We start from the raw sequence: 13,372 nt of genomic DNA, 5'->3' as shown, positions 1-13,372 counted from the left end.
AAGTAAAATATTATCCTGACCACAGAGTCCGCAGAAAACTGAGGCTTTTTCGGCACATATTTACAGGATTGAAAATCTTGTAAATCCATATACGCCACAAAAACAGACCCTATTTACTCTCAGAAAACCGTCAGTTTTCCAGTAACCGGATCATTTTCACACCAATGGATCGTTTCTCGTATAGGTGCGATGATAACGTCTGCCGAGGTCGGTCAAAAATTCGTAACCGATCGTTCCTGCCGCAGTCGCCGCAGCGTCCAGCGTGTTATACGGCCCGATCAGGTCGATCAGTTCCCCTGCCCTGACCCGACCGTCCTCAAGATCCGTGATGTCGACGGCAAGCGAGTCCATTGAAACGCGTCCGATGACCGGCAGCGGGACATCGGGCTGAGATGGCAGTATGGCCGTACCCTGATTGGAAATACTGCGCAGAAATCCGTCGCCATATCCGATGCCGAGCAAGGCGATCCGGCTGGGGCGACGCGCAACGAAACCACCGCCATATCCCACCGCCTGCCCTCTCGGGACCGCGCGGGTCTGGATGACCCTCGCCTGCAGGCGGATGACAGGACTGACGGGACTGGGTTTCCCCGGTGTCGGATTGACGCCATACAGGGCGGCCCCGGGCCGGACGAGATCAAAGTGCCAGTCCGGACCAAGAAAGATGCCCGAGGAAGCCGCCAGACTACGCGGCGCATCCGGCAGGGAGGCGCTGAGATGCCGGAATGCTTCCAGTTGCGCCTGGTTACTCGAAACTTCGGGCGTGTCGGCGCAGGCAAGGTGGCTCATCACCAGCATCGTCCTGATGCCATCAAGAAGCGCCGGGTCCGCCGCGATCTTCGCGACCTCTCCGGCATTCATGCCAAACCGGGCCATACCGGAATCAACCTGCAACACAGCGGGAAGACGGCGTTCCAATACCCGCCCCAACGCACGCCACTCCGCCAACTGCTCCATGCTGTTGATGACCGGCACCAGTCCGGCCTCATGCAGGTCGCGCGCCGTGCCGGGAGGTGGCCCATGGAGCACCAGGATGGAAGACTGAGGGTTTTTGACAGAGGGTCTCAGCGCCACGCCTTCGGCAAGATGCGCGACAAAAAAATGCCGACAACCGGCATCCTCAAGGACAGGCGCGACGAGAGAAGCATCAAGTCCGTAGGCGTCCGCTTTCACGGCGGCGGCGCAGATCGGGTGTGGACCCGATGTCTGGTCCGGTCGCTGAATGACCTGACACAGCGTGCGATAATTCTTCGCGACAGCCTGAAGATCGATATTCAGAATGCCGCCAGCCCATTGCGCTGCTACGTCCATCGTCACACGCCCCCATTACCGCCCGTTTCGCTTCCGGATATCAAGACTAGAGCATCAGATAACCGGATGGAAACAGATTACCGGAGAAAGAATGCCCGCAAACACGCTTTCCTTCTCAGCAAATCCTCCCGCGCCTGACTGCAAAAGACTGTTTCAGGCAGAGCCGGGCACACCCTTGCTCGTTGAGTATTCGAAATGAAGCGCCTGATCCGGATGGACGATGGCGTAAATGGCGTGCGCCGCCATGGCCGCTTCACTGAAGCCCTGCAGAATCAGTTTCAGCTTGCCCGGGTAGGTGGCAATGTCGCCAATGGCGTACACGCCTGACAGGGAGGTCTGGCAGGATGACGGCGTAACCGGGATCGTCGAGCGCGTCTGGTCGATACCCCATTGCGCGATCGGCCCGAGATCGGTGGCGAGTCCGAAGAAGGCCAGCAGATGCTCGGCTTCCAGTGTTTTCACTGCCCCTTCCAGCGTGGCGACATCCACACCTGTCAGCTTGCCGTCTGTCCCCTGCAACGCTTTGAGCTGATAGGGCGTGATCTTTTCCACCACACCGCTGGCAATCGCTTCCTCAAGCTGACTCAGGCTCTCCGGAGCAGCGCGAAATTTGTCACGCCGATGAACCAGATAGATTTTGCGAGCGACGCGGGAGAGCGACAGGGCCCAGTCGATGGCGGAATCACCGCCTCCCGCGATCACCAGACTCCTGCCTTCGAAATCGGCTTTGCGACGAACGCTGTAACGCACCGCACCCGTCGTTTCGTAATCCTCAAGCCCTGCAAGCGGGGGCCTGTTTGGTCCAAACGCGCCGGCACCCGCCGCGATGACCACGGCTTTCGCATGGATCACATCACCCTTGCCGGTTTCCAGACGAAAATCCCCGGCGGAACCCGTCAGTCGCTCGACCCGCCTCCCGAGCAGTCTGGGAATGGAGAAGGGCTCGATCTGCTCGGACAGTTTCTCGATCAGTTCGCCGCCTTCGATCGCCGGGCAGGCGGGAATATCGTAAATCGGCTTTTCGGGATAAAGCGCCACACACTGGCCACCGATCTCATCCAGCGCATCCACCAGAACACAGCTCATCTTGAGCATGCTGCACTGAAATGCGGCGAACAGTCCGGTTGGACCCGCGCCAATGATAACAACATCCGTGCTGACTGTGGCGCCTGACATGCGACCGCGTTCCTCCTGCTGACTATCGCTGTGGACGTTGTGCGCCAGCCAGCGGCGGGAGGCAACATTCACGCTTCCGATAAGCGCAGCACCAGACCGTGCACCACCTTGCAGTGCAACTACAGCCCCAGTTCCGTCAGACCCGGATGCTCGTCGGGACGGCGTCCCTGCGGCCAGAAAAACCGGCGTTTGCTTTCTGCAATCGGCATGTCGTTGATGCTGGCGACACGCCATTGCATCAACCCGAAACCGTCAAATTCCCATAACTCATTGCCATAGGACCGGAACCAGTTCTGCTGGTCATCGTGCCACTCATAGACAAACCGCACGGCTATACGATTTTCGTGAAACGCCCACAGTTCCTTGATCAGACGATACTCCTGTTCCCGCCTCCATTTCTTTTCCAGAAATTCGATGATTTTCTCACGTCCTTCCAGAAAATTTATCCGGTTCCTCCAGATGCTGTCAGCCGTGTAGGCCAACGCCACCTTTTCAGGGTCACGACTGTTCCACGCGTCTTCCGCCAGCCGAACCTTTCTGGCGGCGTCGGCTGCGGTCAGGAAAGGCGGGCACGGTGGACGGATCTGTTGCATAATGTATGATCCTGAATCAAAGAGAGATCTGGCTTGAGGTGCCTGAGAAAGCACAACAGCCCTTTCAGTCACCGTGAAGACATTCAGGGTGTAGATAACGTCTGAAAAAGCATTTTCAGCACAATGATCTTTTTGACAAGATCTCTTTAGCTCCCGCATGACCGGCCACGGCTGCCCGCTCCAGCCGGCTCCACGCTTCCTGCTGCGTCATGTGATCGGAACGACCTTCCAGAACGAGACGTGCTGACATGAATAAAGCCCCCACGAACCCCAGAGAGACCGATTTCTCGTACCACTGAATGGACTGCTGCATATCGGACGTTTCAGCAATACGCGACCAGTAATCCCCAAGCACACAGGCCGCTCTTCCATTACTGATCGCAGCCTTGCGCAACAGACTCTCGCCTCGCGTCAGACGACGCAACCGCTCCCTGTTCTCATCACGCTCTTCTCCCTCAATCTGACGATGATTTTCCACCATCAGACACTCTCCAAGGAGCCCCATGGCCGGAACGTATCCGGCGCCCGCAGCAATCTCCAGATGATGCCGGGCCTTTTGTTCATTCTGAGCCAGCAATGTCCCCTGCCCGTACCATGTTGAAACCATATGGTGAGCAATACCAAGATTTGCCTCGAGTGGAATCGACAGCAGATCCATGACGTGCTCGGCGGACGCACCGGAACGTGCTTCGATATCCGCCAGTCCGACCAGCGCCAGAGGCAAACCTTTTTCCGCCGCCGCCTGCAACGCCTCATGGCGCTCTGCCTCCGCCTTCATTTTGACGGCGTCCAGAAGCCAGACGAGAAAGAGCGAGGCTTCAGGATCGCCTCGCTGATGTCCAAGCCGGGCGAACATCAGGGCGTCGTCTTTGCGAGGCGCCGTTCTTGCCGCCGGTCCCAGAGCCCGCTCATCCGGCAGGAAGCCGTCCCATGCCAGACGGGCCGCCTGTACACAGGCCTCTTGATGACCCCCTCTGGCGGCCCTCTCCATCCACCAGACAGCGTGACCCGCATGAGGCGCCACGTCTTCTTTTCCGTGAAGGTAGGCTTTGCCCACAGCAAACATGGCCGTGACAGATCCTTTACGGGCCTGCTCTATATGTCTTTTGATTTCGGGTGTGCGTTTTAGCCTGGCCAGAAATTTACGCCACATCTTGATCACGCCCATTTCAGCAGAACAGCATCCCGGCACACAGCAGACCGCCTTGCCGCATGGGACAGCGGGTGGGGATTACGACGAGATCCGGGGGCCGGCCAAGCGTCTCGCCAAGCGATGGGAAGGCCGCTCCACTCCTTTATGCAGCAACACAGTACAGAAAATCATGATGAGAAACAGACATCCCCACGCCAGCAATATTTCTGCTGTCCCTGAATGCAGAATCTCAGGCTCAATGCCCCACATGAAGACCTTGAACAGGATGAAATGAACCATGTAAAAAGGAAAAGAGAGTATTCCCAACCACAGAAAAATGCGACTCCCCAGTAACCGCCCCACCGCATCCTGCTGATACGCCAGACCGAACAGCAACCATGCAAACCCAAATACCATTACAGGTGACAGTTCGGGAAACGCCAGCGTGCAGACAACAAAGCCGAGGCTCCCCCATGTCACAAGGCTTGCGCGCCTCCCCACCAGCGGCCCGGCGGCAAGAACGGCGCGACCCAGCGCCATTCCCGCCCCGAAACCGCCGAGCATACGCACTGCCCCCATTGTTCCGCTGGGGTTGTTGTAGGCATGATGGGTCACTGCAAGCAGTACACATTCACCAGCCAGAATACATCCGGCCAACCCGTGCAAAACAGCAGGTTTTTTCAGGTAAAGCAGTCCCCATGCCAGGCATGGAAACAGCAGGTAACCCAGAACTTCGGCGCTGAGAGACCACGAAGGGCCATTCCATTCACCGAGTTTGACGACAGTCCAGGTCTGCACAAGCAGGAGACTCTGCACAAACCCCGGCCACGAAAAATTATGCACTTTATAGGCAAATTCCGGTGAACTATAAGTTCGAGACCAATGAACAAAATCTGGAAACAATAAAACAATCGGGACAATAAGGAACATTATTACAATATGAAGAGGATAGACACGAACAAATCGCAGAATAAAGAATCTTTTTAGCGTTAACAGGTTTCCTGTCCGGAACTCGTCACCATGCGTTAGCATGAGAATAAAACCAGACAGAATAAAGAAAAGATCAACGCTACGAAAGCCGTTTTCCACAATCACCGAATGGTCAAGCGAGTGAATATTCAGACTTTTGAGCATGGGGGGCAGCATATGATGCACGGCTATCCCCAATGCCGCGGCTCCACGAATACCCGTTAAAGCGGGGATAATGCGCGGTAGAAAATGACCCGATGCTTGCTTTTTTAATTCCACATCTGTTTTTTGAACTGATGGAACGTTTTTTCTTTCCAAAATCATTTCCGCCATAGCATGGCCACCGCATAAAGACATAGTTTGTTAATATCATTTGCATATAGCGACATATACAAACGTCAAGGCAATGGTATTATTTTTTTATTTAATTAGATGAATGTCATTTTTCGAAAAATACATCACATTAACTATTTATGGAATATGGATATAATTATTGTTCAATATATATTTTAAAAGACGGTTTCATAAAAAAAGCGGGCCACATAGCCCGCCTTTCATCAGAAAAAAGATCCGTTACCGTCTCCGTAATTTCGCACCAATAAAGCGGCCCAGCGGTCCGGCGAAAACGGTTGCCAATGACAACAGATTGAGGGACTGCCGCAGCTCGTTCAAGCGACGATCACGATTGAGATGAGCTTCCACTTCAGCGGGATACAAATAGGATCGTCGCCCGAAGAAAGCAAAGACCAGAGCCAGGAAGACGTCGGTAAAGAAGACCAGAGCGGGCGAGAGCACCGGCCCAAAGCCGAATTCGTAACGGAAAATGGCCCAGAGCAGCGCATGTCCGGTAATCAGTGAGAAAAAGCCAAGGAGCGCTGCAACCAGCAGCAAAGCTACCTGACGTCCGATCCGCATCGCCTTCTGCTGAAGAAGCTGAACTTCGGCCTGGGCCGCGGACTTGCCGACATCGAAAAAGTGCATTGGATCCCCGTCTACCTCACATAAGCCGGCATCGAGGATGAACCGGCGTCCTGTTATGAGCCCTGCCTCGTCCCAAGAGCAACCGAGGCAGGAGCAGAACACTTCACAAGAAGGTAAACTCTGTATCAGACCTCAGGCACCGTGACGACAGGTTCCTGAGACGGAACATTAACGCGACAGGCGTCCGAGGACAAATCCGGCCACAAAAGAGATTGCTATGGAAAGAAAGGGCTTGGCGCTGACACTGGTCGCAACCGTTGTTTTCTGATGTTCCGCGATCTCGCGGGCATTGGTGACGGCCGCATTCGCCGCATCTGAAATCGGCGGAACGACATGGGCATTAAGAAAGTGTTCCAGCTGACTTTTCAGCGCTTCCAGTTCATCGCGCGCTGTCGTCGAAGCCTCATCAACTGCAGTAGCTGCCTGTTTCTTGATCTTGTCTGCAGACATAATCATTCGCTCCTGTTTGCTGACAGGAATGTCAGCCTTGTCTCCGGCGGTCCGGAATCAACAACAACCTTAACTCTCTGCTCAGGTTGTGGTTCCCTGTCACCATGACATTACGCAATTATTCAGCCACACTGACAGTGGATACTATCAGCCTCACTTCGGATAGTCCGGCTTTTTCCTTCACCCTGCATACCGGAGAATATCTGGCGCTCCTCATGCTGAATGATTCAGGAGAAGCGCTGGGAACACTCTCAGACATCCTGAGCGGACACCGCCATTCCGGGAACGCGCACCTGACCCTCCTTGGACAGAATGTCTCACGCCGACCAGCCGGTCAGCGTGGCCTTGCTGTCGTTGGAGCACGAGACCCGCTTTTTGCTCACCTGTCCGTTCGGAATAATCTTGCGTTTCCCCTTCGGGCAGGGAAGCGACCGCAGGATCAGGCAGCGCATAAAACAGTCCAGCTTCTGGCGCTTCTCGGACTGGAACAGCAGGCCGACGCCTTCCCGTCATCTCTGACGGCTTCTGAGCGACTGCGCGCGCAACTGGCCAGAGCACTGGCCACGGACCCTGCCATCATCATTCTGGAAGATATTTTCGCCGGACTGGACAGCGAAACCCGCGCGGACATCCATCAACGCATCCTTCGGCTGCGAAGGGCGCGAGACACAAGCTTTCTGCTTCTGACCCGTGACCGCGCCGACGCACTGACCGCGGCCAATCGTATTGGCGTCATTGCCGATGGCGCTCTTTTGCAGATCGGCCCGGCCACCGAGCTGATGGAACGCCCTGCCTCCCCACGCCTCGCCGTCGCCATGACGGACGCCAACCGTCTTACCGGGCTGGCCATCACGGTCGAGGATGACATCGTGCAGACGCGCCTCGCGTGTGGCGGCACGATGGAAGGTCTTGCTGAAGGAGACGTGTCAGAAGGTGATCTCGTGGAGCTGTGCATCCGGCCTGGCAGGATCGCCCTGATGTTCCCACGGGGGCCTGTCAATGCAGACGATACAAACGGCAGCCTTCCGGCCACTCTGAGTGAGATCCGGAATTTGGGAGACCTGTTTGTGCTCCGGGTGCGACTCGCAGACAGCACGGAAGTCATTGTCCATCGACCGGCAGGCTCCCTCCCGCCTGGCGTCGCTTCCGGACAGACAGTTCTGCTGGCCTGGGGGCCTTCGGCTGCTGTGGTCTTTCCGTCACAGGACAAAGAAGGCTAGTCTGATAGCAGTCTAAGCAACCCAAGGGCGTAATTTGTTTTCTTCTTCACCGAGCACGGGTGAGCCGCACCGGCTCCGCACAGGGCCCTGCCGCCTTTTGGCCGGACTGGTGACTCTGCTCTTCATGTGCTGTTTTTTCCAGAGAGCAGAAGCCGCCACCCATGTCAGGCGTGTCGGTCTGCGGCCCCTTGTCGTTGCAACACCTGCCGGCTCGCTGAACGCCACGCTGAACGGCGTTGTCTGGAAACCTTTTTCTCAGCTGACCCATCAGAAGATCAAAACGACGCTCTGGACCGACCTGACAGAAGCAAATTACAGCCAGCTCCGGTCAGGCAAGCAGAACTGGTCCCTCGTGCTCATAGAAGACGACGCCGCCGAGACAGGGTGCGCCCAAGGTCTCTTTCTGCCGTTTCCGGCCACCGCGTCGGAGAGCAGCAACGCCGATCCTGCCCGCTGTGGCGTGCCTGCGCTTTCGCTGGATTATGCTCTTTCCTGGGACAGTTCCCGCTTTTCCGATACACCAACCTGGAGAGATTTCTGGGACGTTGCACGGCATCCGGGCAAACGTGGCCTGCGCGCCGATCCTCGCATCACGCTGGAAATCGCCCTCCTCGCCGATGGCGTTCCGCCTGACGCCATCTACAGCACGCTGGGGTCCTCCGCCGGTCTCGACCGAGCCTTCAGGCGCCTTGCTCAATTACGGCCCTATATTGTCTGGTGGACTTCACCCGCTGAAGCCATGCACATCCTCACAAAGGGTGCTGCGTTAATGAGCGTCACACCAACCAGCGAAGTGACGGTCGCCAATATCGGCCTGCCGACTCCGCGATTCAGGAATCTCTGGTTTCCTCTTCTACGCGTCAATTACGACTGGGTGATCCCCGCCAACGGGACCAGAGACCTGACGTCCGCACTGGCTCTTGCGACATGGGCCACCGCATCCGAGCAGCAGAGCGCTCTCAATGCGCAACTGATCACTTCGGCACCAGCCTCGGCGCAGCCGCGTGTAGGAACATTGCCGCCAGCATTTCCTCTGAATGTCGATTTCTGGCGCATGAATTTCCCTGCGATCAAAGCCCGCTTCGACCAGTGGCTCAGTCAGCACTGATATGGTGACGACATGATCCCTCTTTCTGATTTCCCCCCAGGCGTCATCGCGACGCACGCCTGCATCACCTTCATTTCAGCCGTGTTGATGACGGCTTTATGTCTGGCCACATCCCGCGCCAGGATCTGGTATTTTCTGATGATCGCCTTCTGGATCCCGGACATCATCGTCGCGTTCTGGCTTCCATCGCTCGTTCTGTCGTCAGCTTTATTCCCGCGTGAACCCATCCCCACGCTCCTGTCCGTCATTCAGGGATTTCTCATCAGCCCCTCTCTGACGCTCCCGCTCCTCGGCGCTCTGGTCAATGCCCAGCCGGATGTGCTGCGCACGGCGCGCTCTCTTGGCGCAGACTGGTTCCGCCGGGTTGCCTTGCTGTGGCTGCCACTTCTTCGCCGGCGACTGATTCTGGGAAGCGTCGCGACGGCCCTGCTTGCCGTCATCATGACGTTCGCCATGCTGTGGCGTCCTCAGGCTGGCCTCTGACCGGCAAGTTTCAGAGTCGCGGCCCTGCCGAGCCACCGGTGAACTCCGTGTGTCTTCCCCCGACGACGTGTTGCGGGTATCTTTCGTCATGACCATCGACATCCCCTTCTGGGAAACCAAATCCCTCGACCAGATGACCACCGAGGAGTGGGAATCCCTTTGCGACGGCTGCGGGCGTTGCTGTCTGCACAAGCTGCGCGATGAGGATGACGGCAGTCTCCACTATACAAACGTCGCCTGCCGCCTGCTCGACACCCACACATGCCGCTGCATCGACTACTCTGGACGTCACCGCAAAGTGCAGGATTGCATCACCCTGACGGCTCCCATGCTGGAAACCATCGACTGGCTTCCACCGACCTGCGCCTACAAGCGGCTGTCGGATGGCCTGCCACTTCCTGAATGGCATCCGCTGATCACAGGAAACCCGGACAGTGTCCGCGAAGCGGGAGCATCTGCGGGTGATCGCTGCGTCAGTGAGCGAAAAGCTGGCAATCTTGAAGATTACGTCGTCGCGTGGCCAGCACTCGATCCGGCGGATGAGCCAGCAGAATGACACCCCGGGTCCCACGACCCACCAGCCCTGAAGATGCTCTCCCTGACAGCATCCTGCTTCCTTCCGGCCCTTTTCCGGTAACGTGGCGGCGTTCGGCGCGAGCAAGACGTCTGTCCCTCCGCCTGTCACGCGCAGGCGACAGCATAATCGTCACACTGCCGCCGCGTGTCCCACCACAAACCGGCCTGTCGCTTCTCAACGCTCATCACGACTGGATCGTCCGGCAGCTGCAGCAGCGACCAGCAGCCATCTGCTTCACCTCCAGCAGCCTCATCCCCGTCAATGGCGTGCCACACACCGTCCGCCACACACCGGAGGAACGAGGGGGTGTCTGGATCGATGCGGATCACACACTGCACGTCAGTGGCGACGCCGATTTTCTTGCGCGCCGGGTTCGTGATTTTCTTCAGACACTGGCCTATAAACATCTGGGCCAGCGCTTGCTGGAACTCTCCGGACGCACCGGCCTTGCTCCCCGGACATTCGCCATGCGCGATGCGGTTTCCCGCTGGGGAAGCTGCAGTACGGCAGGTCGGATCATGTTGAACTGGCGTCTCATCATGGCGCCGTCTTTTGTGCAGGATTACGTCATCCTGCACGAGCTTGCGCATCTGAAACATCATAATCACAGCGCCCACTTCTGGGCGCTCGTCGATCAGATGTGTCTCACCCGGAACGAAGCCGAACTCTGGCTCAAAAATCATGGTCCCGCTCTCATGCGCGCGGCCTGACGGACACACTCAAGAAGGCTCTTACCGATCACTTTGTGACATGCTAGAAACCCGCACCAACGCGAACTTGGCGGAATGGTAGACGCACGAGACTTAAAATCTCGAGTCCGTAAGGGCGTGCGGGTTCGAGTCCCGCAGTTCGCACCACTGATAACACATTGATTTAATTGGCTTTTATGGTTTCACAACAACCTTAAAAGCCTTGTCTTCTACACAAGGCTTCTACACACAGAGGCTTTGTCTTGCTGATTCGATTGCCTTCTGGTTATCATTTTCGTCGGCGCGTCCCTTCACATCTCCGTGATGTTTTAGGTAAACGAGAAGTGTGGCACTCTCTCGGAACCACAAAACGAGATATGGCTAAAACTTACGCATGTGAGATTTACGTATCCACGGAAAAGCTGTTCATTTCAGCAACAAGGCTTATGGACGAACTAAAAGAAACCGAAGAATTCATTAAAAATGAACTACCCAACGAAATGCGGGAAGTTTTCGAGTTTCTGATTAAAGATTATCAAGACCAGATTAAAACACTAAAAACAAAATATAAACAGAAAGAATTAAGACACGCGCTTGACTCATTGAAAGATGCCAAAGAACTAGAAAGAGCGAAAAACATCGCGGAACGTGGCGCAGAACTATTAAACAAAACAATAAAATACGTTAAACCCGAAAAATCGTTGCTTGCGGATATTCGGAACGAGATTAACAAAATCAACGCTTACCTGAAGCCAGCAGAAGCAAAGCCTTCACCTTTGTTTTCCGAGGCTACTGAAACCTTCATCGCTACCAAAACCAACGTCAAGCAATCCGTCATTGATAGTTATCGAGCCACCTTCAAAAGGTTCCTTGAAGTCTGTGAAGATAAACCTATCAGAGCCTATACAGGCGAAGATGCAGGGCTTTTTAAATCACTAATGGAACAACTACCCGAAACATATGGAAAACAGAAAAACGACACACGAACAGTTAAAGAGTTTGTCGATTACGCGAATAAAAAGAAACTCCCACGGGTATCGGGAAAATCAGTCAAAAACCATTTCACCAAACTATCAGGAATGTGGAAATATTTTCTACTCCGCGACCTTGTGGATAAAAATGTTTTCACAGGCGGGTGGCAGTTCGATACCAAAGCCAAAACCAAGCGTGTCCGCTGGAATGACGAAGACCTGAAAAGGATTGCGGGTCAGCCGTGGCAGTTCGGAACTATCAGTCACAAAACAGCCAGCATGATTGTCGGGATTGCTTCTTTCACAGGTATGAGACTGGAAGAAATCTGTAGGCTCAGACCGCAGGATATTACCGAAATCAAAGGCGTCCCCTGCATCCTGGTGCAAGACCATCCAGCACAGAAAAACCAACCGTGGACCGCATGGAGCGCGAAAACAGAGGCAGGCAGTCGAGTTGTCCCTATCTGTTCAGCATTGCAAAAAGCGGGACTTCTGGACCTTGCTCAAAGAGCCACAAATCAGAAACGGCACTATATCTTTCACGACCTGAGATTTACAGGGAAAGACAAAAAACGCTCGGCCCATTTTCAGCGAGATTTTTCCAAGTTCAAAACACGCCTTGGTATCGGTAGGAGCACCGTTTTTCATTCGTTCAGACATAATGTATCTACAAAACTCAGAAACATCCACGAACACGGTGAAGGTGGTTTAAGAGAATCTTGGATTGATGATTTTCTCGGTCATGAGGGAGAAAATAAGTCTGTAGGAAATACCGTCTATTTCGATGACGTGGATATTGTGAATCTCAAAAAAGTCGCAGAAAGTATTGAATATCCACCATTCTGGAATATTAAAAATCTATTTCAGAAAAAAACAGATGGGCAAACACAAAACAAAGAAGGAAGCAATAGTGAAAAATAGAAATCAAATACAAGCTTTTCTACGAGCAAAAATAATAGGTGCCATCCATTCAGCAAGAGCAGCAGCAAATTTAACCCATCAAGGCGTTAAAGGAAATGTATTAGAAATACTTGTCCGTGACCTCTTTCGTCCCTTATTACCCGCAGATGTGGGAGTCGGAACGGGTCAAATCATTGAGTGTGAAACAGGGAAATTATCGAAGCAAATAGATATAGTCTTATATGACAAGTCTATATTGCCACCCATATTATTTGATGAAAGCATCGGCATTTTTCCACTTGAGTCTGTTTTATACACCATAGAAGTGAAAACTCGATTAACACGTAAAGATTTACAAACAGCACATAATAGCGCACTTGAGCTACGAGATTTCAATTTCCTTTATTCAACAGAAGAAAGAGTGAGAAGTGTTATATTTGCACTCGATACCGATTTGTCTGGAAACAGAAAAACAGATATAGGTAGATATAAAGAAGTATATAAAGAAGATACCATACCAATTGTAGCAATTTGTATAGCAGGAAAAGCATATTGGTTTATGTCAGGAACCGCATGGGTATGCCACACCTCCGAAACAGATAATTTTGATGAAATACTTGGATTTTTAGGTGGAATAATGAACACCTATCCACAAATACGCAAAGCGCGAGGCCAACCGACATTGGGCAACTACATTCTAAATCAACCAACCGCAACAGAACTAATCCCAATACGTGAAAAAATGACAGTCAGTATAGATGGAAACAATATAAAAATAACATAATAATAAATTAAATATGCAATTTTCTTCT

General features: G+C 53.9%; 14 protein-coding genes and 1 tRNA gene. 8 read left to right on the top strand and 7 right to left on the bottom strand.

Translation table 11 applies throughout. The features are described from left to right. Positions 1–156 precede the first annotated feature (156 nt). The 7 genes from alr to A0U92_RS03005 form a co-directional block, all read right to left on the bottom strand. The gene (alr, locus tag A0U92_RS03035; RefSeq protein WP_077811945.1) at positions 157–1,311 is read right to left on the bottom strand and encodes an alanine racemase; all 1,155 of its coding nucleotides are present in this window, start codon (positions 1,309–1,311) and stop codon (positions 157–159) included. 153 nt (positions 1,312–1,464) lie between these two features. Further along, positions 1,465–2,487 (bottom strand): NAD(P)/FAD-dependent oxidoreductase, encoded by a 1,023-nt coding sequence (locus A0U92_RS03030; protein WP_187668908.1) that lies wholly within the window; start codon positions 2,485–2,487, stop codon positions 1,465–1,467. A gap of 119 nt (positions 2,488–2,606) precedes the next feature. Further along, positions 2,607–3,080 carry a nuclear transport factor 2 family protein gene (locus A0U92_RS03025; RefSeq protein WP_077811943.1) on the bottom strand — a complete coding sequence of 158 codons (474 nt, stop codon included), beginning with the start codon at positions 3,078–3,080 and terminating at the stop codon, positions 2,607–2,609. A gap of 115 nt (positions 3,081–3,195) precedes the next feature. Then, the gene (locus tag A0U92_RS03020) at positions 3,196–4,146 is read right to left on the bottom strand and encodes a tetratricopeptide repeat protein (RefSeq protein WP_236748244.1); all 951 of its coding nucleotides are present in this window, start codon (positions 4,144–4,146) and stop codon (positions 3,196–3,198) included. 165 nt (positions 4,147–4,311) lie between these two features. Further along, on the bottom strand, positions 4,312–5,514 hold the full coding sequence (locus A0U92_RS03015; protein ID WP_187668847.1) for an acyltransferase family protein: 1,203 nt from the start codon (positions 5,512–5,514) through the stop codon (positions 4,312–4,314). Positions 5,515–5,754: 240 nt separating this feature from the next. Further along, a complete protein-coding gene (locus A0U92_RS03010; RefSeq protein ID WP_077811942.1) occupies positions 5,755–6,162 on the bottom strand; it encodes a hypothetical protein in 408 nt (135 codons plus the stop codon). Between the two features lie 168 nt (positions 6,163–6,330). Then, entirely contained in the window at positions 6,331–6,612 is a 282-nt protein-coding gene (locus A0U92_RS03005; RefSeq protein ID WP_077811941.1) for a hypothetical protein, read from the bottom strand. Between the two features lie 104 nt (positions 6,613–6,716). On the opposite strand from A0U92_RS03005, the gene A0U92_RS03000 reads away from it, so the two are divergent. The 8 genes from A0U92_RS03000 (at position 6,717) to A0U92_RS17135 (ending at position 13,344) form a co-directional block, all read left to right on the top strand. Then, a complete protein-coding gene (locus A0U92_RS03000) occupies positions 6,717–7,832 on the top strand; it encodes an ABC transporter ATP-binding protein (RefSeq protein WP_077814215.1) in 1,116 nt (371 codons plus the stop codon). Between the two features lie 109 nt (positions 7,833–7,941). Further along, positions 7,942–8,940: an extracellular solute-binding protein gene (locus A0U92_RS02995; protein ID WP_236748243.1), complete on the top strand. Its 999-nt coding sequence runs from the start codon at positions 7,942–7,944 to the stop codon at positions 8,938–8,940. Positions 8,941–8,952: 12 nt separating this feature from the next. After that, positions 8,953–9,423 (top strand): hypothetical protein, encoded by a 471-nt coding sequence (locus A0U92_RS02990; protein ID WP_077811940.1) that lies wholly within the window; start codon positions 8,953–8,955, stop codon positions 9,421–9,423. Between the two features lie 88 nt (positions 9,424–9,511). Next, on the top strand, positions 9,512–9,979 hold the full coding sequence (locus A0U92_RS02985) for a YcgN family cysteine cluster protein (protein ID WP_077811939.1): 468 nt from the start codon (positions 9,512–9,514) through the stop codon (positions 9,977–9,979). After that, on the top strand, positions 9,976–10,710 hold the full coding sequence (locus A0U92_RS02980; protein WP_077811938.1) for a M48 family metallopeptidase: 735 nt from the start codon (positions 9,976–9,978) through the stop codon (positions 10,708–10,710). Before A0U92_RS02985 ends, A0U92_RS02980 begins: the two co-directional genes overlap by 4 nt. Positions 10,711–10,771: 61 nt before the next feature. Further along, positions 10,772–10,857: transfer RNA gene (locus A0U92_RS02975), tRNA-Leu, on the top strand. A 95-nt stretch (positions 10,858–10,952) separates the two neighbouring features. Next, positions 10,953–12,581, top strand: a complete 1,629-nt coding sequence (locus tag A0U92_RS02970) for a DUF6538 domain-containing protein (RefSeq protein ID WP_077811937.1) — start codon at positions 10,953–10,955, stop codon at positions 12,579–12,581. After that, the gene (locus A0U92_RS17135; protein ID WP_149026364.1) at positions 12,538–13,344 is read left to right on the top strand and encodes a DUF6602 domain-containing protein; all 807 of its coding nucleotides are present in this window, start codon (positions 12,538–12,540) and stop codon (positions 13,342–13,344) included. Before A0U92_RS02970 ends, A0U92_RS17135 begins: the two co-directional genes overlap by 44 nt. Positions 13,345–13,372 lie beyond the last annotated feature (28 nt).

This window comes from Acetobacter aceti, assembly GCF_002005445.1.
GTDB classification, from domain to species: domain Bacteria; phylum Pseudomonadota; class Alphaproteobacteria; order Acetobacterales; family Acetobacteraceae; genus Acetobacter; species Acetobacter aceti_B.
Note: the sequence above shows the minus strand (reverse complement) of the source record. Positions and strands in the feature narration are given on the sequence as shown.

What these genes read in the sequence shown, in the direction of transcription:
- alr (WP_077811945.1), bottom strand. Translation starts at nt 1,311, where the DNA reads ATGGACGTAGCAGCGCAATGGGCTGGCGGCATTCTGAATATCGATCTT.
- A0U92_RS03030 (WP_187668908.1), bottom strand. Translation starts at nt 2,487, where the DNA reads ATGTCAGGCGCCACAGTCAGCACGGATGTTGTTATCATTGGCGCGGGT.
- A0U92_RS03025 (WP_077811943.1), bottom strand. Translation starts at nt 3,080, where the DNA reads ATGCAACAGATCCGTCCACCGTGCCCGCCTTTCCTGACCGCAGCCGAC.
- A0U92_RS03020 (WP_236748244.1), bottom strand. Translation starts at nt 4,146, where the DNA reads ATGTTTGCTGTGGGCAAAGCCTACCTTCACGGAAAAGAAGACGTGGCG.
- A0U92_RS03015 (WP_187668847.1), bottom strand. Translation starts at nt 5,514, where the DNA reads ATGGCGGAAATGATTTTGGAAAGAAAAAACGTTCCATCAGTTCAAAAA.
- A0U92_RS03010 (WP_077811942.1), bottom strand. Translation starts at nt 6,162, where the DNA reads ATGCACTTTTTCGATGTCGGCAAGTCCGCGGCCCAGGCCGAAGTTCAG.
- A0U92_RS03005 (WP_077811941.1), bottom strand. Translation starts at nt 6,612, where the DNA reads ATGTCTGCAGACAAGATCAAGAAACAGGCAGCTACTGCAGTTGATGAG.
- A0U92_RS03000 (WP_077814215.1), top strand. Translation starts at nt 6,717, where the DNA reads ATGACATTACGCAATTATTCAGCCACACTGACAGTGGATACTATCAGC.
- A0U92_RS02990 (WP_077811940.1), top strand. Translation starts at nt 8,953, where the DNA reads ATGATCCCTCTTTCTGATTTCCCCCCAGGCGTCATCGCGACGCACGCC.
- A0U92_RS02985 (WP_077811939.1), top strand. Translation starts at nt 9,512, where the DNA reads ATGACCATCGACATCCCCTTCTGGGAAACCAAATCCCTCGACCAGATG.
- A0U92_RS02980 (WP_077811938.1), top strand. Translation starts at nt 9,976, where the DNA reads ATGACACCCCGGGTCCCACGACCCACCAGCCCTGAAGATGCTCTCCCT.
- A0U92_RS17135 (WP_149026364.1), top strand. Translation starts at nt 12,538, where the DNA reads ATGGGCAAACACAAAACAAAGAAGGAAGCAATAGTGAAAAATAGAAAT.